This window comes from Brevundimonas pishanensis (genome assembly GCF_022750635.1).
Lineage (GTDB): Bacteria > Pseudomonadota > Alphaproteobacteria > Caulobacterales > Caulobacteraceae > Brevundimonas > Brevundimonas pishanensis.
In genome coordinates, this window is record NZ_JAJKBG010000006.1 from 31,340 (window position 1) to 51,680 (window position 20,341).

The 20,341-nt window shown below is 61.6% G+C and carries 16 protein-coding genes and 1 riboswitch; of the genes, 15 read left to right on the forward strand and 1 reads right to left on the reverse strand.

Annotated features, from left to right (window positions below; genetic code table 11):
- The first annotated feature begins 96 nt into the window (after nucleotides 1-96).
- The 3 genes from LOX95_RS11995 to LOX95_RS12005 all read left to right on the forward strand — a co-directional run bounded on the left by LOX95_RS11995 (nucleotide 97) and on the right by LOX95_RS12005 (nucleotide 3,884).
- Nucleotides 97-1,941: a monovalent cation:proton antiporter-2 (CPA2) family protein gene (locus LOX95_RS11995; RefSeq protein ID WP_242914924.1), complete on the forward strand. Its 1,845-nt coding sequence runs from the start codon at nucleotides 97-99 to the stop codon at nucleotides 1,939-1,941.
- A 6-nt stretch (nucleotides 1,942-1,947) separates the two neighbouring features.
- Nucleotides 1,948-3,258, forward strand: coding sequence for a nicotinate phosphoribosyltransferase (gene pncB, locus LOX95_RS12000; protein ID WP_242914926.1), 1,311 nt, complete (start codon nucleotides 1,948-1,950; stop codon nucleotides 3,256-3,258).
- A 74-nt stretch (nucleotides 3,259-3,332) separates the two neighbouring features.
- Nucleotides 3,333-3,884, forward strand: a complete 552-nt coding sequence (locus tag LOX95_RS12005; RefSeq protein WP_242914928.1) for an NADPH-dependent FMN reductase — start codon at nucleotides 3,333-3,335, stop codon at nucleotides 3,882-3,884.
- 78 nt (nucleotides 3,885-3,962) lie between these two features.
- Here LOX95_RS12005 and LOX95_RS12010 read toward each other — a convergent pair whose 3' ends face one another.
- Nucleotides 3,963-5,291 (reverse strand): MFS transporter, encoded by a 1,329-nt coding sequence (locus tag LOX95_RS12010; RefSeq protein WP_242914930.1) that lies wholly within the window; start codon nucleotides 5,289-5,291, stop codon nucleotides 3,963-3,965.
- A gap of 148 nt (nucleotides 5,292-5,439) precedes the next feature.
- Here LOX95_RS12010 and cyoA point away from each other — a divergent pair, with 148 nt between their 5' ends.
- The 12 genes from cyoA to LOX95_RS12070 all read left to right on the forward strand — a co-directional run bounded on the left by cyoA (nucleotide 5,440) and on the right by LOX95_RS12070 (nucleotide 20,298).
- Nucleotides 5,440-6,735, forward strand: coding sequence for a ubiquinol oxidase subunit II (gene cyoA / locus LOX95_RS12015; RefSeq protein WP_242914931.1), 1,296 nt, complete (start codon nucleotides 5,440-5,442; stop codon nucleotides 6,733-6,735).
- 8 nt (nucleotides 6,736-6,743) lie between these two features.
- Nucleotides 6,744-8,756: a cytochrome o ubiquinol oxidase subunit I gene (gene cyoB / locus LOX95_RS12020; RefSeq protein ID WP_242914933.1), complete on the forward strand. Its 2,013-nt coding sequence runs from the start codon at nucleotides 6,744-6,746 to the stop codon at nucleotides 8,754-8,756.
- 4 nt (nucleotides 8,757-8,760) lie between these two features.
- The gene (cyoC, locus tag LOX95_RS12025; protein ID WP_242914935.1) at nucleotides 8,761-9,408 is read left to right on the forward strand and encodes a cytochrome o ubiquinol oxidase subunit III; all 648 of its coding nucleotides are present in this window, start codon (nucleotides 8,761-8,763) and stop codon (nucleotides 9,406-9,408) included.
- Entirely contained in the window at nucleotides 9,405-9,779 is a 375-nt protein-coding gene (gene cyoD, locus LOX95_RS12030) for a cytochrome o ubiquinol oxidase subunit IV (protein ID WP_242914937.1), read from the forward strand. The genes cyoC and cyoD overlap by 4 nt, the downstream gene beginning before the upstream one ends.
- Before the next feature lie 8 nt (nucleotides 9,780-9,787).
- The gene (locus LOX95_RS12035) at nucleotides 9,788-10,558 is read left to right on the forward strand and encodes an SURF1 family protein (RefSeq protein ID WP_242914939.1); all 771 of its coding nucleotides are present in this window, start codon (nucleotides 9,788-9,790) and stop codon (nucleotides 10,556-10,558) included.
- A gap of 1 nt (nucleotide 10,559) precedes the next feature.
- A complete protein-coding gene (locus LOX95_RS12040) occupies nucleotides 10,560-11,870 on the forward strand; it encodes an ATP-binding protein (protein WP_242914941.1) in 1,311 nt (436 codons plus the stop codon).
- A 5-nt stretch (nucleotides 11,871-11,875) separates the two neighbouring features.
- Nucleotides 11,876-12,412 (forward strand): response regulator transcription factor, encoded by a 537-nt coding sequence (locus LOX95_RS12045; RefSeq protein ID WP_242914943.1) that lies wholly within the window; start codon nucleotides 11,876-11,878, stop codon nucleotides 12,410-12,412.
- 55 nt (nucleotides 12,413-12,467) lie between these two features.
- Nucleotides 12,468-12,586, forward strand: a riboswitch (TPP riboswitch).
- Between the two features lie 105 nt (nucleotides 12,587-12,691).
- On the forward strand, nucleotides 12,692-14,500 hold the full coding sequence (gene thiC, locus LOX95_RS12050; RefSeq protein ID WP_242914945.1) for a phosphomethylpyrimidine synthase ThiC: 1,809 nt from the start codon (nucleotides 12,692-12,694) through the stop codon (nucleotides 14,498-14,500).
- A gap of 84 nt (nucleotides 14,501-14,584) precedes the next feature.
- Nucleotides 14,585-15,607 (forward strand): tRNA dihydrouridine(20/20a) synthase DusA, encoded by a 1,023-nt coding sequence (gene dusA, locus LOX95_RS12055; protein ID WP_282452758.1) that lies wholly within the window; start codon nucleotides 14,585-14,587, stop codon nucleotides 15,605-15,607.
- Nucleotides 15,604-16,431, forward strand: coding sequence for a sulfite exporter TauE/SafE family protein (locus LOX95_RS12060; RefSeq protein ID WP_242914947.1), 828 nt, complete (start codon nucleotides 15,604-15,606; stop codon nucleotides 16,429-16,431). The genes dusA and LOX95_RS12060 overlap by 4 nt, the downstream gene beginning before the upstream one ends.
- Before the next feature lie 183 nt (nucleotides 16,432-16,614).
- On the forward strand, nucleotides 16,615-18,324 hold the full coding sequence (locus LOX95_RS12065) for a methyl-accepting chemotaxis protein (protein ID WP_242914949.1): 1,710 nt from the start codon (nucleotides 16,615-16,617) through the stop codon (nucleotides 18,322-18,324).
- Between the two features lie 207 nt (nucleotides 18,325-18,531).
- On the forward strand, nucleotides 18,532-20,298 hold the full coding sequence (locus tag LOX95_RS12070) for a methyl-accepting chemotaxis protein (RefSeq protein ID WP_242914951.1): 1,767 nt from the start codon (nucleotides 18,532-18,534) through the stop codon (nucleotides 20,296-20,298).
- Nucleotides 20,299-20,341: the final 43 nt, after the last annotated feature.

The window sequence follows — 20,341 nt, forward strand, 5'->3', positions numbered from 1 at the left end:
ACGGGGGCAGGGGAAACTGTTCCTTAGTGCAACGCTAGGAGGTTCGGGGAAACGTCGCTATCTCCTTAGTTGTGAACCGAGATCAGGATGGTGCCGATGGCCTCTGAAACTGCTGCATTGGGATTGGGCCACGTCACCGCCCTGTTGGCTGCGGGCGTGGTAGCGGTGTCGGTGGCACGCAAGATCGGCCTCGGCTCGGTGCTGGGCTATCTGCTGGCCGGCGTTGCTCTGGGGCCGTTTGGACTGGCGGTGGTCAAGGAGCCGCAGGTCATTCTGCACGTCGCCGAGTTCGGCGTGGTGATCTTCCTGTTCATCATAGGTCTGGAGATGAGGCCGACGCGGCTTTGGGCCATGAAGGGCGAGATATTCGGTCTTGGCACCGCGCAGGTCCTGTTGAGCGGTCTGGTTCTGACCCTGATCGCCTATGCGTCGGGAGTGCCGCTGGCGGTGGCGTTTGTCGGGGCCATGGGCTTTGTCATGTCGTCGACAGCCGTCATCATGCAGATGCTGGAAGAGCGCGGGCAGATGGCCAGCGCCGGAGGCCGCCGTGCCGTCTCGATCCTGTTGTTTGAAGACCTCGCCATCGTGCCGCTTTTGGCCATTGTGGCCCTGATAGGTGCGCGGGTTGCGCCGGTGCACGAAACCGGCTCACCGCTGTGGATGACGGCAGGTCTGGCTGTGTTGGCGGTTGTCGGCGTGCTGGTGGCAGGCCGCTATCTGGTCAATCCGGTATTCGGCTTCCTTGCCCGAAATGGCGGGCGCGAAGTCATGACGGCGGCGGCCCTTCTGGTGGTGGCAGGCACGGCGTGGCTGTTGGATGCTGTGGGCTTGTCGATGGCGATGGGGGCCTTCCTCGCCGGTGTACTGCTGTCGGATTCCACCTTCCGTCACCAGCTTGAAGCCGATGTAGAGCCCTTCAGGGCCATCCTGCTGGGGCTGTTTTTCCTGTCGGTCGGTATGGCGCTGGACCTGTCGGTGGTGGCCGATCAGTGGCAGTTGGTGCTGGCCGGTCTGGCGGCCTTCATGGTTGCCAAGGCCGTGGTCATCTATGCAGTCGGACGCCTGTTCCGCCATAACCACCGCGAGGCGATGGAGCGGGCTACCTTGTTCGCGCAAGGCGGCGAGTTCGCCTTCGTCCTTTACAGCGCGGCCGTGGCGGCGGGTGTGATCGACGGCAACGCCAGCGCTACCTTGTCTGCCATTGTCATCCTCTCTATGGCCCTTACTCCGCTGACGACTTTGGCGACCAGCCGCCTGTTACCCAAGGAGCAAGGTTTGCGGGTGGAGGATGCCGACGATGTTGAATCCGCCAAGGACCTTGTCGGGCGCGTTCTGATCATCGGCTTTGGCCGCTTCGCCCAGGTCGCCTCGCAACCTCTGTTGGCGCAGGGCGTGGATGTTTCCATCATCGAAAAGGATGTGGAGATGATTCAGGCGGCCGCCAATTTCGGCTTCAAGGTCTATTACGGCGACGGCACAAGGCTGGACACCTTGCGTGCGTCGGGCGTCGAAAAGGCCGAGGCCGTTCTGATCTGTGTCGACGATCAGGAAGCCACCGACCGGATTGTCGAACTGGTCATCCACGAATTCCCCGGCACCAAGGTCTTCGCCCGCGCCTATGACCGCGGCGCGACCCTGCGACTGCTCAAGGCGGGCGTCGATTATCAAATCCGCGAAACCTTCGAGTCGGCCCTCGTCTTTGGCGGCGAAGTCTTGCGCGAACTCGGTACGCCCGATGTCGAGATCGAGGAAACGCTTGAGGACGTCCGGAACCGCGACGCCCAGCGCGTTGATCTGGAACTGGCCGGAGGCCTCGAGGCCGGACGCGTTTTGATGCGCGGGAACATGACAACGCCCCAGCCCTCGCCCTATATCAAGCCGGTACGGGAAGGGCAGGTTATCACTGTCGATCCTGCCTCGTCTGACGCTTCGGGAAGCTAACCGCCTATGGTCAACGTCGATATCGCCAAGCGCGCCTATGATCATAGCTGGCGGCTGGACCCCATTGTGCGCAGTCTGCTGGATACCGACTTCTACAAGCTGTTGATGCTGCAACTGATCTGGCGTCGTTTCCGCGACGTGCCGGTGACGTTCACGGTCATCAACCGTACCAAGACGGTGCGTCTTGCCGACGAGATCGACGAGGCGGAACTGCGCGCGCAACTGGATCACGTGCGCACCCTGCGGTTCAGCAACAAGGAACTGATCTGGCTGGGTGGTAACACTTTCTACGGTGTGAAGCAGATTTTCACGCCGGACTTTCTGGCGTGGCTGGCGACCTATCAACTGCCCGAATATGACCTGTCCAAGACCAAAGACGGTCAGTTTTCACTGACCTTCAGCGGTACGTGGGCGGATGTCACGCTGTGGGAAATCCCGGCGCTTTCGATCATCAACGAACTACGGGCCCGCAAGGCGCTACGCCGCATGGGCCGGTTCGAGCTGGATATCCTCTATTCGCGCGCCAAGACCAAGCTGTGGGAGAAGATCGAGCGCTTGCGCAAGCTGGACGGTCTGGTGATTTCGGACTTCGGTACCCGCCGCCGCCACGGCTTCCTGTGGCAGGACTGGTGCGTGGCGGCCATGAAGGCGGGGCTGGGCCAGTCCTTCATCGGCACGTCCAACGTCCTGTTGGCTATGAACAACGACATGGAAGCCATCGGCACCAACGGGCACGAACTGCCGATGGTGGTGGCGGCCATGGCGGGCGAAGACGACAATGCCCTGCGCAATGCGCCCTATCGGGTGCTGGAGGAGTGGCGCCAGACCTATCACGGCAATCTGCTGATTGTTCTGCCGGACGCGTTCGGTACCAAGGCGTTTCTTGACGATGCGCCGGACTGGCTTGCCGACTGGAAGGGCTTCCGCCCCGACAGCGCCCCGCCCATCGAGGGCGGCGAGATCATCATGGACTGGTGGAAGTCCAAGGGCGTTGATCCGCGCGATCGTCTGCTGGTCCTGGCTGACGGGCTGGACGTGGACACCATCGAACAGGCCCACGCCCATTTCAAAGGCCGCGTCCGTACCAGCTTTGGCTGGGGCACCAATCTGACCAATGACTTCAGTGACTGCGCACCCATCGACGCGCCCGAACTGACGCCCATCTCGCTGGTGTGCAAGGTGACGGAGGCGGCAGGTCGTCCCGCTGTCAAACTGTCCGACAACCGTGCCAAGGCGACCGGCGATGCCGATGAGGTCGTCCGCTACCAGCGCGTATTCGGCGAGGTCGGTCGCGACCAGCGCGAGGTGCGCGTTTAGGCCGTCACCGGAACACCGGACAGCCAGCAGGCATTGATGAAGGTGACTTTCACCGCGAACGGAGCCTGTATCCCATGTCCGCACTCAAGATCGGCGTCATTGTCGGCAGTCTGGCCAAGGCCTCTATCAACCGTAAATTGGCGCAGGCTCTGACAGGGCTTGCCCCCGAGGGTGTCGAGTTCTTCGACATCAGTATCGACCTGCCGCTCTATTCCTATGACTACGACGCCGATTATCCGCAGGCGGGCAAGGACCTGAAGGCAGCCATCGAGGGCGCAGACGGCATCATCATCGTGACGCCAGAATATAATCGCTCCATCCCCGGTGGTTTGAAGAACGCTCTAGACTGGGCCAGCCGCCCTTGGGGGCAGAACAGCTTTAATGGCAAACCTCTGGCCGTGATCGGAACTTCCCCCGGAGCAATCGGAACGGCAGTCGCCCAAGCGGCGCTTCGTCCGGTGCTAGGCTTCCTGAACGTCGCCCAGATGAACCAGCCCGAGGCCTATATCCAGTTCAAGTCGGACCTGCTGGACGAGCAGGGCAAGGTCACCAACGCCGATACCGAAAAGTTCCTGCGCGGTTGGGTCGAGAGCTTCGTAGAGTTTACTTCCCAGCACAAAGACTGATCTGTTCAACGGTATCGGGCGGCAAAAAGGGCGCGGCCATCGCTGACCGCGCCCTTCACTTTTGGGATCTCGGACCCGTTAGTCGCGGGCCAGACCCATGCTGCGGTTCAGCCACAGGGCCAAAAGGGTGATCAGCGCACCCGACAGCAGATACAGACCGCCAGCCGGTGCACCGAACTTCGATGCCAGCCAGAGGGCCGCCATCGGTGCGAAGCCGGCACCGAACAGCCACGCCAGATCCGACGTGAGTGCCGAAGCCGTATAGCGGTTACGCGGAGTATAGGCCGAGGCGATGACGCCCGAGGCCTGACCGAAGGCAAGACCCAGCAGGATGAAGCCGAGGATCATATAGGTCAGCTCGCCTGCGAAACCGCCATCCAGCAGTTGCGGCGCAAAGCCCGAGAAGACGGCGATAGCCGCTGCCGTACCGCCCAGAAGTTTGCGGCGTCCGAACCTGTCAGCCAGCCAGCCCGACAGCGCGATAGCCACGGCCCCAAAGCAGGCACCGATCATCTCGACGACGAGGAAGCGGGTCGGGGTTTCGTCCGTGAACAGATAGACCCACGACAGCGGATACACAGTCACCATGTGGAACATGGCGAAGGCGGCCAGTGGTGCGAAGGTGCCGATCAGGATGCGGGTGCCTTCTTCCTTAAGGGTCGAGCCAATCGAGGTTGGCTTCAGTTCCGAGGAGTGGAAGGCCGACTGGAAGGTCGGAGTCACAACGATGCGCAGACGGGCGAACAGGGCGACCACGTTGATGGCAAAGGCCACGAAGAACGGATAGCGCCAGCCCCAGGCAAAGAAGTCTGCCGGCGTCAGCTTGGCGGTGAAATAGGCGAACAGGGCGCTGGCCACGATCAGGCCGAACGGGGCACCCAGTTGCGGCACCATGGCGTACCAGCCCTTTTTATTCGCCGGTGCGGATACGGCCAGCAGCGAAGCCAGACCGTCCCACGTACCGCCCAGAGCGATGCCCTGACCCAGACGCAGCACGATCAGCATGACAGCGGCCCAATGGCCCGCCGTCTCGTAGCTGGGCAGGAAGCCGAGGCAGACCGTCGAAATGCCCAGCAGGAACAGGGCGATGGTCAGCTTGGTGCCGCGGCCGAACTTGCGGTCGATAGCAATAAACAGGGAGGAGCCGATCGGGCGGGCAATAAAGGCCAGCGCGAAAACAGCGAAGGAAAGGAGGGTACCGCCCAGAGGTCCTGCATACGGAAAGACCAATTGCGGAAACACCACGACCGAGGCGATGGCATAGACGAAGAAGTCAAAAAACTCCGACGTACGGCCAATAATTACGCCAACAGCAATTTCACCCGCGTCGATTTTGCCATGTCGCGCGTTGATCTGGCTGGCGTCCCGTTCGAGGGACTCGGAAGAAGGCGCGCCTGAAGCGTTCATGACAGATGCCGTTCTCTGCGACCGGGCGTCAAAGCGCCCATATTGATAGAATGAATGAGCCGCTCCTTTGCTCCGCGCAGCCCGTGCGCGGGATAGGACGGATTGTCCAATGTCCGTTGTTTGTCTTTAGGCATACGGGGCCATGGCAATGACCGAAACCTTGCCCGCAACCCCCGCCAATCCGGTCCGCCGCGCGCTAAGATCGCGTCTGCTGCGGCCGCTCGCCCTTGCGCCATTGATGGCCGCCTTGTCGGGCTGTGAGGCGATTGTCCTGGCTCCGGCCGGCGATATCGCCATTCAGCAGCGCGACCTTCTGGTGTTCTCGGTGCTTCTGATGCTGCTCGTCATCGTGCCTGTCATGGCGCTGACGGTCTATTTCGCATGGAAGTACCGCGCCTCGAACAAGCAGACCGAAGAAGAATACTCGCCCGACTGGGATCACTCGACCCATCTGGAGCTGGTGATCTGGGCCGTTCCGCTGCTGATCATCATCTGCCTTGGTGCCGTGACCTGGACAGGTACCCACCTGCTGGACCCGTACCGTCCGCTGGATCGCATCAAGGATGGTGAAGCCGTCTCTGAGGCTCACAAGCCGCTTCAGGTCGAAGTGGTCGCCCTCGATTGGAAATGGCTGTTTATCTATCCGGAATACGGCATTGCCACCGTCAATGAACTGGCGGCACCGGTTGATCGCCCGATCCGCTTCCACATCACCTCTTCGGGCGTGATGAACAGCTTCTATGTCCCTGCGCTGGCTGGCCAGATCTACGCCATGCCCGGCATGGAGACCAAGCTGCACGCCGTGATCAACCGTCCGGGCGAATACACCGGCTTCTCGGCCAACTATTCGGGCGACGGCTTCTCGAACATGCGCTTCGCCTTCTACGGTATGGACGACGAAGCCTTTAACCAGTGGGTCGCCAAGGTGCGTGCCGGTGGTTCGGCGCTGGACCGCGACGCCTATCTGGAGCTGGAACGTCCCAGCGAGAAGGTGCCCGTCATCTACTACAGCGGCATTGAACCCCAACTGTTCGACGCTGTGGTCAACATGTGCGTCCAGCCTGGCAAGATGTGCATGGGCGAGATGATGGACATCGACCGCAAGGGTGGCCTTGGTGTGGATGCGATCCGCAACACCTTGCCGCTTGTCTATGACAAGTATCACCGTCGCGGCATCGCGGTCTTCGGATCGGGCGAGAGCTACGTCATGCAGGTCTGCACCCCGCTTGAAGCGGAGCGCGCTGCTGTCGAAGCCAGCATGCGCCGTCAGGCCAATGCCGAGGTGCTGGACCGCGCCAATCCGTTCAACCGTCTGACCGGAGCCGCTCTGGCTGCCCCTGGCACCCGCTCCGGTGTTCCGCAAGGTTCGACCGTCAAGGCCGAGCAGGTCGGCTTCCAACCTCTTACTGTCGGGGCGGCGCGTGCGTCCGTCTCGCAATCCTGAGTGCCGTCATGGCTTCTGAAACCATTGTAGAAACTTCGCCCCTTCTGGGGCGCTTGAGCTGGGCGGCAATCCCTGCGGACCCCATCGTCCACGTCACCTTCGCGGTGGTCGTTGTGGGGGGGCTGGGCATGCTGGCCCTGCTGACCAAATACAAGCTGTGGGGCTATCTCTGGAAAGAGTGGTTCACCACAGTCGACCATAAGAAGATCGGGATCATGTACATGATCCTGGGTCTGGTCATGTTCCTGCGCGGCTTTGCCGATGCGGTCATGATGCGTATCCAGCAGGCGATGGCTTTCGGCGGGTCCGAGGGCTATCTGAACGCGCATCACTACGACCAGATCTTCACTGCCCACGGCGTGATCATGATCTTCTTCGTGGCTATGCCGATGATCACGGGCCTGATGAACTATCTGGTCCCGCTCCAGATTGGCGCGCGCGACGTGTCGTTCCCCTTCCTGAACAACTTCTCGTTCTGGATGACGACCGGCGGTGCCATCATGGTCATGGCATCGCTGTTTGTGGGTGAGTTCGCACGCACCGGCTGGCTGGCCTATCCGCCGCTGTCGGGCATTGCCTACAGCCCCGGCGTCGGCGTCGACTATTACATCTGGGCGCTACAGGTGGCGGGCGTGGGGACAACCCTGTCCGGTATCAACCTGATCGCGACCATCGTGAAGATGCGCGCTCCGGGCATGGGCATGATGAAGATGCCGGTGTTCACCTGGACCTCGCTGTGCGCCAACGTCCTGATCGTCGCGTCCTTCCCGATCCTGACCGCGACGCTGGTTCTTTTGTCGGCTGACCGCTACGTGGGCACCAACTTCTTCACGAACGACTTCGGTGGCAACCCGATGATGTACGTGAACCTGATCTGGATCTGGGGTCACCCGGAAGTTTACATCCTGATCCTGCCGCTGTTCGGCGTCTTCTCGGAGGTCGCCTCGACCTTCTCGGGCAAGCGCCTGTTTGGCTACACCTCGATGGTTTACGCGACCGTCTGCATCACCATCCTGTCGTATCTGGTGTGGCTGCACCACTTCTTCACCATGGGCTCGGGTGCGTCGGTGAACTCGTTCTTCGGCATCACCACGATGATCATCTCGATCCCGACAGGGGCGAAGATCTTCAACTGGCTGTTCACGATGTATCGTGGCCGCATCAAATTCGAACTGCCGATGATGTGGCTGATCGCCTTCATGCTGACCTTCGTCATCGGCGGTATGACCGGCGTCATGCTGGCCGTCCCGCCGGCAGACTTCGTGCTGCACAACTCGCTGTTCCTGATCGCCCACTTCCACAACGTCATCATCGGCGGTGTGCTGTTCGGCCTGTTCGCTGCCATCAACTACTGGTGGCCCAAGGCCTTCGGCTTCAAGCTGGACAAGAAGTGGGGCCTCGTCAGCTTCTGGTGCTGGGTGGTCGGCTTCTGGGTCGCCTTTGCCCCGCTCTATGTGCTGGGCTTCATGGGCGTGACCCGTCGTATGCGCGTCTTCGATGATCCGTCGTACCAGATCTGGTTCATCATCGCCGCCATCGGCGTGGCCATCATCGCCTGCGGTATCTTCGCCATGCTGGTTCAGTTCGCCATATCGATCATCAACCGCGACAAGCTGCGCGACGTTTCGGGTGACCCGTGGAACGGTCGTACGCTGGAGTGGGCGACCTCGTCGCCGCCGCCGGCCTACAACTTCGCCAAGACCCCGGTCATCCACGACTCCGATAGCTGGGCCGACATGAAGTCGCGCGGCTATGTGCGTCCGACCAAGGGTTTCGACGCCATTCACATGCCTTCGAACACCGGCACCGGCGTGATCCTGTCGGCCCTCAGCATGGTCTGCGGTCTGGCACTGATCTGGTACATCTGGTGGCTGGCTGCCGCGAGCTTCCTGGCGATCATCGTCGTAGCGATCGCACATACGTTTAACTACCGCCGCGATTACTACATCCCGGTGGAAGAGGTTGAGGCGACCGAGGAAGCTCGGACTGTCGCCCTGGCCCAACTGCAAGCGAAGGGCTGATCCGATGAGCGCTGTTCAAGCTCCCATCAACCCCGACTACGTGGATGCCGAGGGCAAACCCCTCTGGCATCCGGTCAGCGAGCCGCATCATCCCGAAGGCTCCAGCACCATGCTGGGATTCTGGATGTATCTGATGAGCGACTGCCTCATCTTTGCGATGCTGTTCGCCGTCTATGCCGTAATCGGTGGCAACTATGCCGGTGCGGTTGGCCCGCACCACCTGTTCGACCTGAACCTGATTGCCGTGAACACAGCCATGCTGCTGTTCTCGTCGATCACCTACGGCTTCGCCATGCTGGCGATGATGAAGGGCAAGATCACCCAGACGCTGGTGTGGCTGGGTGTGACCGGCCTGTTCGGTCTGGCCTTTCTCGGTATCGAACTCTACGAGTTCAACCACCTGATCCATCTGGGCGCGACGCCGCAACGCAGCGGCTTCCTGTCGGCCTTCTTCCTGCTGGTCGGCACCCACGGCCTGCACGTTACCTTCGGTATCATCTGGCTGGTGACGCTAATGGTGCAGGTCAAAATGAAGGGTCTGATCCCGGCTAACAAACGTCGCCTGATGTGCCTGTCGATGTTCTGGCACTTCCTCGACGTTATCTGGATCGGCGTCTTCACCTTTGTCTATCTGATGGGGATGCTGCGATGAGCGGACACGACACCCACAACCACCACGACGATCACCACGACGAGGTCGGCTATCACGGCTCGTACCGTGATTACCTGATCGGCTTCATCGCCTCGGTGATCCTGACGGCTATACCGTTCGCGCTGGTCATGACCGGCGTCCTGCCCGTCCAGACCACGGCCATCCTGATCGTGGCCTTCGCCATGGTTCAGATGGTCGTCCACATGATCTACTTCCTGCACCTGCATCCGAAGTCGGAAGGGGGCTGGAACATGCTGGCCTTCATCTTCACCATCGTTGTGGTGGTGATCGCAGTGGCCGGCTCGGTCTGGGTCATGTGGCACCTGAACACCAATATGATGCCTGTTCACAACATGACGGGCATGGGCTGAGGTTCAGCATGACAGACGGGAAGTTTTCCCATTCTGCGCATAACGAAGGCGGTCACCGTGAAGGTGGCCGCCTTTGGCGCGTTATGGTGGTCACGGTTTTCCTGCTGCTGTTTGCAGGGTTTATGGCGCTGGGTATCTGGCAGGTGCAGCGACTGGGCTGGAAGCTGGCCCTGATCGAAAGGGTCGAGACGCGCATCCACGCCGCGCCCGTCGATGCTCCCGCACCGGATGTGACCATCACGCGAGACGACCATGAATACCTGCGGGTCAAAGCATCGGGCCGCTTCCGCTATGATCAGGAAGTCACCGTAAAGGCTGTGACCGAACTGGGCGGTGGCTGGTGGGTGCTGACCCCGCTGGAAACCTCGCGCGGCTTCACCGTGCTGGTGAACCGTGGCTTCGTCCCGCCCGAGATGAAGGACAACCCTCCGGCTGGCCCGGACACGGGCGAGGTGGTCGGCCTTCTGCGCCTCACCGAACCCAAGAGGGGCTTCCTGCGTGAAAATGATGCGGCGGGCGGTCAGTGGTTCTCGCGCGATGTCGCGGCCATCGGCGAAGCCAAGGCGCTAACCGCGCCGCTTGCGCCCTATTTCATCGATGCCCAACCCGCCCGACCACAGCAACCCGCCGATTTCCCGCGCGCGGGTATGACGGTGGTAAAGTTCGCCAACAGCCACCTTGTCTATGCCCTGACGTGGTTCGGCTTGGCAGTGGGCTCTCTGGTCGGCATGGTCCTTGTGCTGCGCGAGCGTCGCCGCAAACAACGGACCGAGGTTTGATATGGGGTCACTGTTTGACCTCCTGACAGGACAGACAGACGACACGCCGATGGCTCCGGGTGCTGCGGGCCGTCGCAACATGCTGTTGCTGATCCAGCTGCGCTGGCTGGCGGTGTTTGGTCAGGCTCTGACAATTGCCATCGTGCACTGGGGCTATGGCATTACCCTGCCGCTGGGCTGGCTGTTGCTGGCTCCGGCGGCGCTGGTGGTGCTCAATCTGGTCAGCCTGCCCTTGGTGAAGCGCCGCAAGGCCATCACCGACGGCGAGATCTTTACGGCCCTGTGTATCGACGCCGGTGCCCTGACGTGGCTGCTCTATTTCAGCGGCGGGGCGACGAACCCGTTCTCGGCGCTGTTCGTGATGCAGATCGTGCTGGCCGCGGTGCTCTTGCGCCGTCGCTATGTATGGGCGTTCGTACTGGGCACCAGTGCCATTCTGGCCGCCCTGACGCTGTTCCATCAGCCGCTGTTGCTCCCCGACGGTGCCGATGAACGTCTTGGACTGTTGGTTCAGGGCTCGCTGATCAACTTTATGCTGATCGCCGTGCTGTTGGCCGCTTTCGTCAGCCGCACCATCCGCAACGTACGTGCCCGCGACGCGTGGATGGCCGAGAGCAAACAACAGGCTGCCGAGCAGGAACACATCGTTCGCATGGGCCTTCTGGCTTCCGGCGCGGCGCACGAACTGGGGACGCCTCTGGCATCCCTGAGCGTGATTCTCGGGGACTGGAGACATATCCCCGCCATTGCCGAAGACGATGATCTGGCCACGGACGTGATCCAGATGCAGGCCGAGGTGGATCGCTGTAAATCCATCGTCACCAACATCCTGATGGCCGCAGGCGCGGCGCGGGGGCAGGCTCCCCGCGTCATGCGACTTTCCCAGTTCCTTGCCGAAGTGGTGCAGGAATGGCGCGAGCGCGGTCAGGGCCAGATGAAGGTCCAAGTGCTGGGTCCCAGTCCGCACGATCCGCACATCATCGCCGACGAGGCCTTCCGTCAGGTTCTGAGCGCGCTAATAGACAATGCCTCCGAGGCCGATGCGGGTAGCCTGTCTTTGAACGCTGTGGCCGATAGCGAACAGATCATTCTCAGCTTCCTCGATGATGGTCCTGGCATACCGCAGGATATCCTGTCCAAGCTGGGCCAACCCTATCAGAGCACCAAGGGAAGGGCGGGGGCGGGCCTTGGTCTGTTCCTGCTGGTCAACACCATGCGCACTCTGGGAGGCGAAGTTGTCGCCTCGAACCGTCGCGAGGGCGGTGCTAGTGTTCAACTCCGCTTGCCGACCGAGGCACTGGCCCCGAAATGACAACCATGACCCCCGAGACCCGCAGCCTGCTGATTGTCGAGGATGACGAGTCCTTCGCGCGCACCCTGCGTCGTTCGTTCGAGCGGCGGGGCTATCAGGTGCTGTCGGCCCGCAATCCCGAGGACATGCGGCTCGTTCTGGCCAACCAGAGCCCGCAGTATGCCGTGGTCGATCTCAAGCTCGGCACCTCCTCGGGGCTGACCTGTGTTCAGGAACTGCACGCCTTTGATCCGGAAATGGTCATCGTCGTCCTGACCGGCTTTGCCAGCATCGCCACGGCGGTCGAGGCGATCAAACTGGGCGCGCGTCACTATCTGGCCAAGCCCGCCGGTACCGACGAGATCGAGGCCGCCTTCACCAAGGAAAGCGGTGATGCCTCGGCCCCGCTGACGGCCCGCCCGACGTCGATCAAGACGCTGGAGTGGGAACGTATCCACGAGACGCTGGTGGAAACCGACTTCAACATTTCCGAGGCGGCGCGGCGTCTGGGCATGCACCGCCGCACTCTGGCGCGCAAACTGGAAAAGCGCCGCGTCACCTAAGCGAACGGCGCTCGCATACCCGCGTTGACAGGGCGGGCAATCCATCCCACACATCAGGCCTCACCAGGGGTGTCCCGCAAGGGGCTGAGATACTGCTACGCCAACCGGCAGCGCAGGGACCCTATGAACCTGATCCAGTTCACACTGGCGTAGGGACGGTGCGGGTGCCTTTTGGCGCGACAGGTCCGGCGCGATTCCGGCGACAGTTGCGTCCCGATACGCCCATTCCCCCTTCCAGTTCGTGCTGGGTCTCCAACGCCTTCGGGCAAGGAGCCTGACATGACGACCCAAACCCAACTGACCGTAACGACCGGACCGCTGCCCGCCTCCACCAAGGTGTTCAAGGCCGGCGTGCTGCACCCCGACATCCGCGTGCCCTTGCGCGAGATTTCCGTCCACCCCACCGCCAACGAGCCGCCCGTGACGGTTTATGACGCGTCCGGCCCCTATACCGATCCTGCTGAGCGCATCAGCATCGAACGCGGTCTGAAACGTCTGCGCGAAAGCTGGATCGAGGCGCGGGGCGACACCGAACTCTACGAGGGCCGAACCATCCAGCCCGCCGACAACGGCTTTGTCTCGCCCGAGAAGATGACGCCGGAGTTTCCGCTGAAGAACGCGCCGCGCCGAGCCAAGGCGGGTAAGGCGGTGACGCAACTGGCCTATGCGCGCGCAGGCATCATCACGCCCGAGATGGAGTTCGTCGCCATCCGCGAAAACCTCGACCGCCAGCAGGTACGCGAGCAGATGGACCGCGACGGCGAGAGCTTCGGTGCCGCCATCCCCGACTTCGTCACGCCGGAGTTCGTGCGTGACGAGATCGCCCAGGGCCGCGCCATCATTCCTGCCAACATCAACCACCCCGAATTGGAGCCGATGGCGATTGGCCGAAACTTCCTCGTGAAGATAAACGCCAATATCGGCAACTCGGCTGTGACCTCGTCTATGGCCGAAGAGGTCGACAAGATGGTTTGGTCCATCCGCTGGGGCGCGGACACGGTGATGGACCTTTCGACGGGCCGCAACATCCACAACATCCGCGAATGGATCATCCGCAACGCCCCTGTGCCCATCGGCACGGTGCCGCTGTATCAGGCTCTGGAGAAGGTGAACGGCATTGCCGAGGACCTGACGTGGGAGGTGTTCCGCGACACCCTGATCGAACAGGCCGAGCAGGGCGTGGACTATTTCACCATCCACGCGGGCGTGCGTCTGAAGCATATCCACCTGACTGCCACTCGCGTGACCGGCATCGTCTCGCGCGGCGGCTCGATCATGGCCAAGTGGTGCCTGCACCATCACCGCGAGAGCTTCCTCTATGAGCATTTCGAGGAAATCTGCGAGATTATGCGCGCCTATGACGTGTCCTTCTCGCTTGGCGATGGCCTTCGCCCCGGCTCGATTGCCGATGCCAATGACGCCGCCCAGTTTGCCGAGCTTGAGACGCTGGGCGAGTTGACGCAAATCGCGTGGAAGCACGACTGTCAGGTCATGATCGAGGGGCCGGGCCATGTGCCAATGCACAAGATCAAGGAGAACATGGACAAGCAACTTCAGGTCTGCGGAGAAGCTCCCTTCTATACGCTTGGCCCACTGACGACCGACATTGCGCCGGGCTATGACCACATCACCTCAGGGATAGGTGCGGCCATGATCGGCTGGTTCGGCACGGCGATGCTTTGCTACGTCACCCCTAAGGAGCACCTTGGTTTGCCAGACCGCGACGATGTGAAGGTCGGGGTCATCACCTATAAGATCGCCGCCCACGCGGCCGATCTCGCCAAGGGCCATCCGGCGGCCAAGCTGCGCGACGATGCCCTGTCCCGCGCGCGCTTCGAGTTCCGCTGGGAGGATCAGTTCAACCTGTCGCTGGACCCCGACACGGCGCGGTCCTTCCACGACCAGACCCTGCCGAAAGAGGCGCACAAGGTGGCGCATTTCTGCTCCATGTGCGGGCCGAAATTCTGCTCCATGAAGATCAGCCACGACATCCGCGACGCTGCCAAGGCCGAAGAAGGCATGGCCGAGATGTCCGCCAAATACCGCGACGGCGGCGACCTGTACGTGACTGTGCGCGAGCCCGCCTAAGGGGCTAGCCTAACCGCTGGCTTGGTTACGGCGGCCCGCTCGCGTATAGGGTCGCCGTAACTTCCCCAGCGTACATCCAAGTTTATGACCTATCCCGCGCACAGATTGTCCGTCGCCCCGATGATGGACTGGACCGACCGGCATTGCCGGACGTTTCACCGTGCGCTGTCGAAACGGACGCTGCTCTATACCGAGATGGTCACCGCGCCCGCCGTCATCCACGGCGACCGCGACTATCTGCTGGGGTTCTCGGATGTTGAACATCCGATCTCGCTGCAACTGGGCGGGTCTGATCCCAAACAGTTGGCCGAGGCCGCCAAGATTGGCGAGGACTATGGCTATGACGAGATCAACTTGAACGTCGGCTGCCCGTCGGACCGCGTACAGTCGGGCCGGTTCGGCGCCTGCCTGATGAAGGAGCCGGAACTGGTGGCCGAGAGCATGGCCGCCATCAAGGCTGCCGTCTCGGTGCCTGCCACGGTCAAATGCCGCATCGGCGTCGATGAGCAAGATCCGAACGAGAGCCTGTTCGCCACCGTCGATGAATGTGCCAAGGTCGGCATCACCGACTTTACCGTCCACGCCCGCAAGGCGTGGTTGAAGGGCCTGTCGCCCAAAGAAAACCGCGACATTCCTCCGCTCGATTATGATCTGGTGAAGCGCCTCAAGAAGGAGCGCCCGCACCTGACCATCGGCATCAATGGCGGCATCGCCACGCTGGAACAGGCGCTGCAACTGCTGCAACCCTATGACGGTGTGCAACTGGACGGCGTGATGATCGGCCGTGCCGCCTATCACGAGCCTTCGCTGCTGGGTCAGGCTGACCGCCTGATCTATGGCGAGGACGTTGCCGACACCGACATTTTCGACGCGCTGGAAAACTATAAATCATACATGGCCGAGCAACTGGCCAAGGGTGCCAGCCTCGTGTCGATGACCCGCCACATGCTGGGCTCCATGCATGGTCGCCCGGGCGCGCGGGCCTTCCGCCGTATCCTGACGGTTGAAGGTGTTAAGTCGGGCGCAGGCCTCGACGTGCTGGATCGCGCCATCGACGCCGTCCGCGAAGCCGAAGCCCGCCGCGCTCAGGACGACGAAGCCGCGTGATCGACGTCTCCGCGATGGAACTGGTGATGATGCTGGCTGCCCTTGTCGGGGCAGGAGCCATTGCCGGTGTCATCGGGGGGCTGTTCGGCGTGGGTGGCGGCACGGTTCTGGTGCCTGCGCTCTTCTATGCCTTCAGCGTTCTGGGCGTCGGCGGTGAGCACAATCTGCACGTCGCCATCGGCACCAGCCTTTTGACCATTGTCGCCACGTCCGTGAGATCATTGGCCACGCACCGCAAACACGGTGCAGTCGACGAGGTAGTGCTCAAGACCTGGACCCCTTGGGTGGCGTTTGGCGGTCTGGTGGGTGCCTTCATCGCCGGTGGTTCGCCGATGTCGGCACTGGCGATTGTTTATGGCGTATGTCTGATCGCCATTGCGGTGCAGATGGGACTGCTTCCAGAACACATCACCGTGCGCAAGGACCTGCCCACAGTGTGGGGACGCCGAGTTGTTGCCAGTGTCATCGGCACGCTTAGCGCCATGATGGGGATTGGCGGGGGCAGCTTCGGTGGCCTGACCATGACCCTGTGCGGCAGGCCGATCCATCAAGCGGTGGCGACCTCGTCGGGATTTGGTCTGGCTATCGGTGCGGCAGCATCCTTCGGCTATCTGGTGTTCGGTTGGGGTGCCAGCGGAGTTCCGCCGCTGACGCTGGGATACGTCAATATTCCGGCGGCAATCATCATGGGTTTGCTGACCGGATGGACAGCGCCCTACGGTGCGCGACTGGCGCACAGGCTGGACCGTAAGAAACTTCGACGCGCCTTTGCGCTTTATCTGGCAGGCACGGCTTTTTTAGTTGTATTCAAAGCATTAGCCTAAAGTCGTAAGTAGATTACCCAGCCCTATTGCTAAGCTTTAGAACAGACGGATAGCGGTATCGGGAGCGCAGTCAGATTTGCGTTTCCGAGTCACTCCCCCGTGCTACAAAACCTCTCAGTACCCAAGAAATTGGTTCTCTCGTTCGCCGCCGTCATAGCGGCCTGCGGGCTTGCGACCTCGCTTGTGTTCTTCGCCCTCCTTGCCATCCAAAATGCGGACCAGCGTCAGTCCGAGGCTCGCGAGATTTCGGACCGCATCCAGCAGGTGCAGGTCGCGCTGCTGAACCAGCAGTTGAACCTCCGCGGCTATGTGGCGGTCCCGAACGAAGACTTCAAAGAAGGGTTTGAAGAGCACACCACCGCCTTTACGGCGGCGCTGGCCGATTTTGCGGTCGCCGACGTCAACGGCCAGTTTGTCGAAGAGCAGAAGGCGCTGGCCGAAGCTGGCAAGGCCTTCACGGACGAAGCCCGCCAGATGATGGCTCAAGCGAGCGACCCTGAACAGCACGCAGCGAGCGTGGCCAGCCTTGCGGCCAAGGGCCGTATCACGGCCGTGCGCGCACCGGGCGCTGCGGTCCTGCGCGGCGTCGAGGAGATCGACACCAAGGCGGAAAAGGCTCGCGATGCAGCCTTCCGTCAGGCGTTTGTGACCTTCGTTGCCGGGGGTACTCTGGCGCTGGCGATTGCCGTGGCTTCGGCTCTTTGGCTGATTTCGGCCCTGTCCAAGCCGGTCGTCTCCATGACCCGCGCTATGGATCGTCTGTCGCATGGGGATCTGGAAGTCGCCATTCCAGCGGTGGGTCGCAAGGACGAGATTGGCCAGATGGCCGATGCAGTTTTGACCTTCAAGGAACAGGCACAGGAAAACCGTCGTCTGGCTGCGGAAACCGAGCAGGCCCGGGCCGCCCGCGAAGAAGAACGCACCAAGGTCGAGACCGAGCGCGCCAAGGCGGCCGAAGAGGCCCGCGTGGCCGTCGAAGCCATGGCCGAAGGTCTGGCGGCGCTGGCGCGGGGCGATCTGACCCACCGCATTACCGCCAACATCACCGGTAATGCCGCTGTCCTGAAGGCCGACTTCAACGCTTCGGCCGAGAAACTGGAAACCGCTGTCTCCATCATCATCGACCGGGCGTCTGCCATCGGTGCTGCTGCGCATCAAATCAGCGAAGCCGCCGACGACTTGTCGCGCCGTACCGAACAGCAGGCCGCCTCGCTGGAGGAAACGGCTGCCGCTGTCGAACAGATCACTTCAACCGTCGCCCGCTCTGCCGAAGGCGCTCTGGAAGCCGGTTCGATGGTGCGCTCATCGCAGCAATACGCCACCGAGGGTCAGACCGTCGTGAACCGCGCCGTCTCGGCGATGGGCCAGATCGAGGAATCGTCCAACCGGATCGGCGCGATCATCGGCGTGATCGATGAAATCGCCTTCCAGACCAACCTGCTGGCACTGAACGCCGGTGTCGAAGCGGCGCGTGCCGGTGATGCCGGGCGTGGCTTCGCGGTCGTCGCATCGGAAGTCCGCGCTCTGGCCCAGCGTTCTGCGGAAGCTGCGAAAGAAATTAAAACGCTCATCCAGGCGTCGGGCCAACAAGTCGGGCAAGGCGTGGATCTGGTCAACGAGACCGGCAAGGCGCTGGAACGTATCGCTGTCCAGATTACCAATCTAACCACCATCGCCGTCGAGATCGAGTCGTCCTCGAAGGAGCAGGCGACCGGACTGGCAGAGGTTAACGTGGCCGTCAGCCAGATGGATCAGGTCACCCAGCAAAACGCCGCTATGGTTGAAGAAGCGACTGCCGCAAGCCGTTCGTTGGCTCAAGACGCATCCGATCTGGATCGACTGATGGGTCAGTTCCAGATTTCCCGCCATCAACGCGCTGCTGCAGCGGCCTAACGGCAGCAAACTGGCTGGTACGCGCAAATGAAATAGTGCGGTTATCGAGATATTTCGATAACCGCACTATTCAAACGACTATGTAAATACACGTATATTACTGATAAGCTTTGAAATAGACATCCGTTCTAGGAACGCCGATCGTAACTTTGTTGTACAAGTAACCGATCGATGTTCATTCAAAATTTGTCAGTGCCAAAGAAATTGGTGCTCTCTTTTGCGGCGGTTATTGCCGCTTGTGGCGCAGCCACGCTCGTCGTGCTTTGGGCCGTGCTGGCGATCCAACACGCCCAAGACCAAGTGCGTCGCGCCAAGGACATCACGGCCGCGATCACCGAGGTGCAAGTTGCGCTCCTTAACGAGCAGCTGACCCAGCGTACCTACATCGCGACCCAAAAACCCGAATTCAGCAAAGCCTTCGACGAGTACGTTCAGGCCTATAATACCGGCGTTGCCAATCTGGCCGCTGCCGACGTTGACGGCATGTTCAGGGAACAACAGGCTGTACTGTCCAAGGATGGTGAAGCCTTCATCGCCGATGCGCGCAACCGCATGGCCTTGTCTGCTGATCCTGAGCAGCGTGCGGTCATTCTCGACGAACTGACCGTCGATGGCACCGGCGACATCGTCGAGGTAAAGCGCAACGGTCGTGCGGTTCTGAACGCCCTGATCGAGATCGACGCGGAGAATGCCGATCGCACCAAGGTCGCTTATGCGCAGGCCTATACAGCCTTCGTCGTCGGCGGTGCGATCGCCTTCGCCATCGCCATACTTTCGGCTTTCTGGCTGACCGGCGCACTGTCCAAGCCGGTTGTGGCCATGACCCGCGCTATGGACCGTCTGGCTCACGGCGACCTTGAAGTCGCCATTCCGGCGACGGGCCGCAAGGACGAGATCGGCCAGATGGCCTCGGCTGTCCTGACCTTCAAGGAGCAGGCCATCGAGAACCGCAAACTGGCGGCGGAAACCGAACAGGCCCGTGCGGCGCGTGACGAAGAACGCGCCCGTGTCGAGTCGGAACGCGCCAAGGCCGCTGAAGAATCCCGTGTGGCAGTCGAGGCTCTGGCCGATGGTCTGGCAGCGTTGGCCAAGGGCGACCTGTCCCACCGTATCCACACCAACATCACCGGCAACGCCGCTCCGCTGAAGGCTGACTTCAACGCGGCCGCTGAAAAGCTGGAAACCGCCGTCGCCATCATCATCGACCGTTCGTCGGCCATCGGTGCCGCCGCGCACCAGATCAGCGAAGCGGCCGAAGACCTCTCGCGCCGTACCGAGCAGCAGGCTGCTTCGTTGGAAGAAACCGCCGCTGCCGTCGAACAGATCACATCGACCGTCGCCCGATCGGCGGAGGGTGCTGCCGAGGCCGGTAATATGGTGCGCGCCTCGCAAACCTATGCCAACGACGGTCAAGTGGTCGTCAACCGCGCTGTCGCCGCTATGGACCAGATCGAGCAGTCGTCGAACCAGATCGGCGCCATCATCGGCGTGATCGACGAGATCGCCTTCCAAACCAACCTTCTGGCCCTGAACGCCGGTGTCGAAGCTGCGCGCGCAGGCGATGCGGGTCGCGGTTTTGCCGTCGTGGCATCGGAAGTGCGGGCTCTGGCGCAGCGCTCGGCCGAGGCTGCCAAGGAGATCAAGAGCTTGATCCAGGCGTCTACCCAGCAGGTTGGGCAGGGCGTCAATCTGGTCAATGAGACCGGTTTGGCCCTGCAGAAGATTGCTGACCAGATCGGCAATCTAACCCGCATCGCGGTCGAGATCGAAAGTTCCTCGCGCGAACAATCGACCGGTCTGGCCGAGGTCAATGTGGCGGTGTCGCAAATGGATCAGGTCACCCAGCAGAACGCAGCCATGGTCGAGGAATCGACGGCAGCCAGCCGTTCGCTGGCGCAGGACGCTGCCGAGTTGGATCGTCTGATGCAGCAGTTCGAGATCAACCGCGCCCGTCTGCAACAACTGGCCGCCTGATCCTTTATTGATACCGGCAAATAAGAAAGCCCCCTCGGTGATG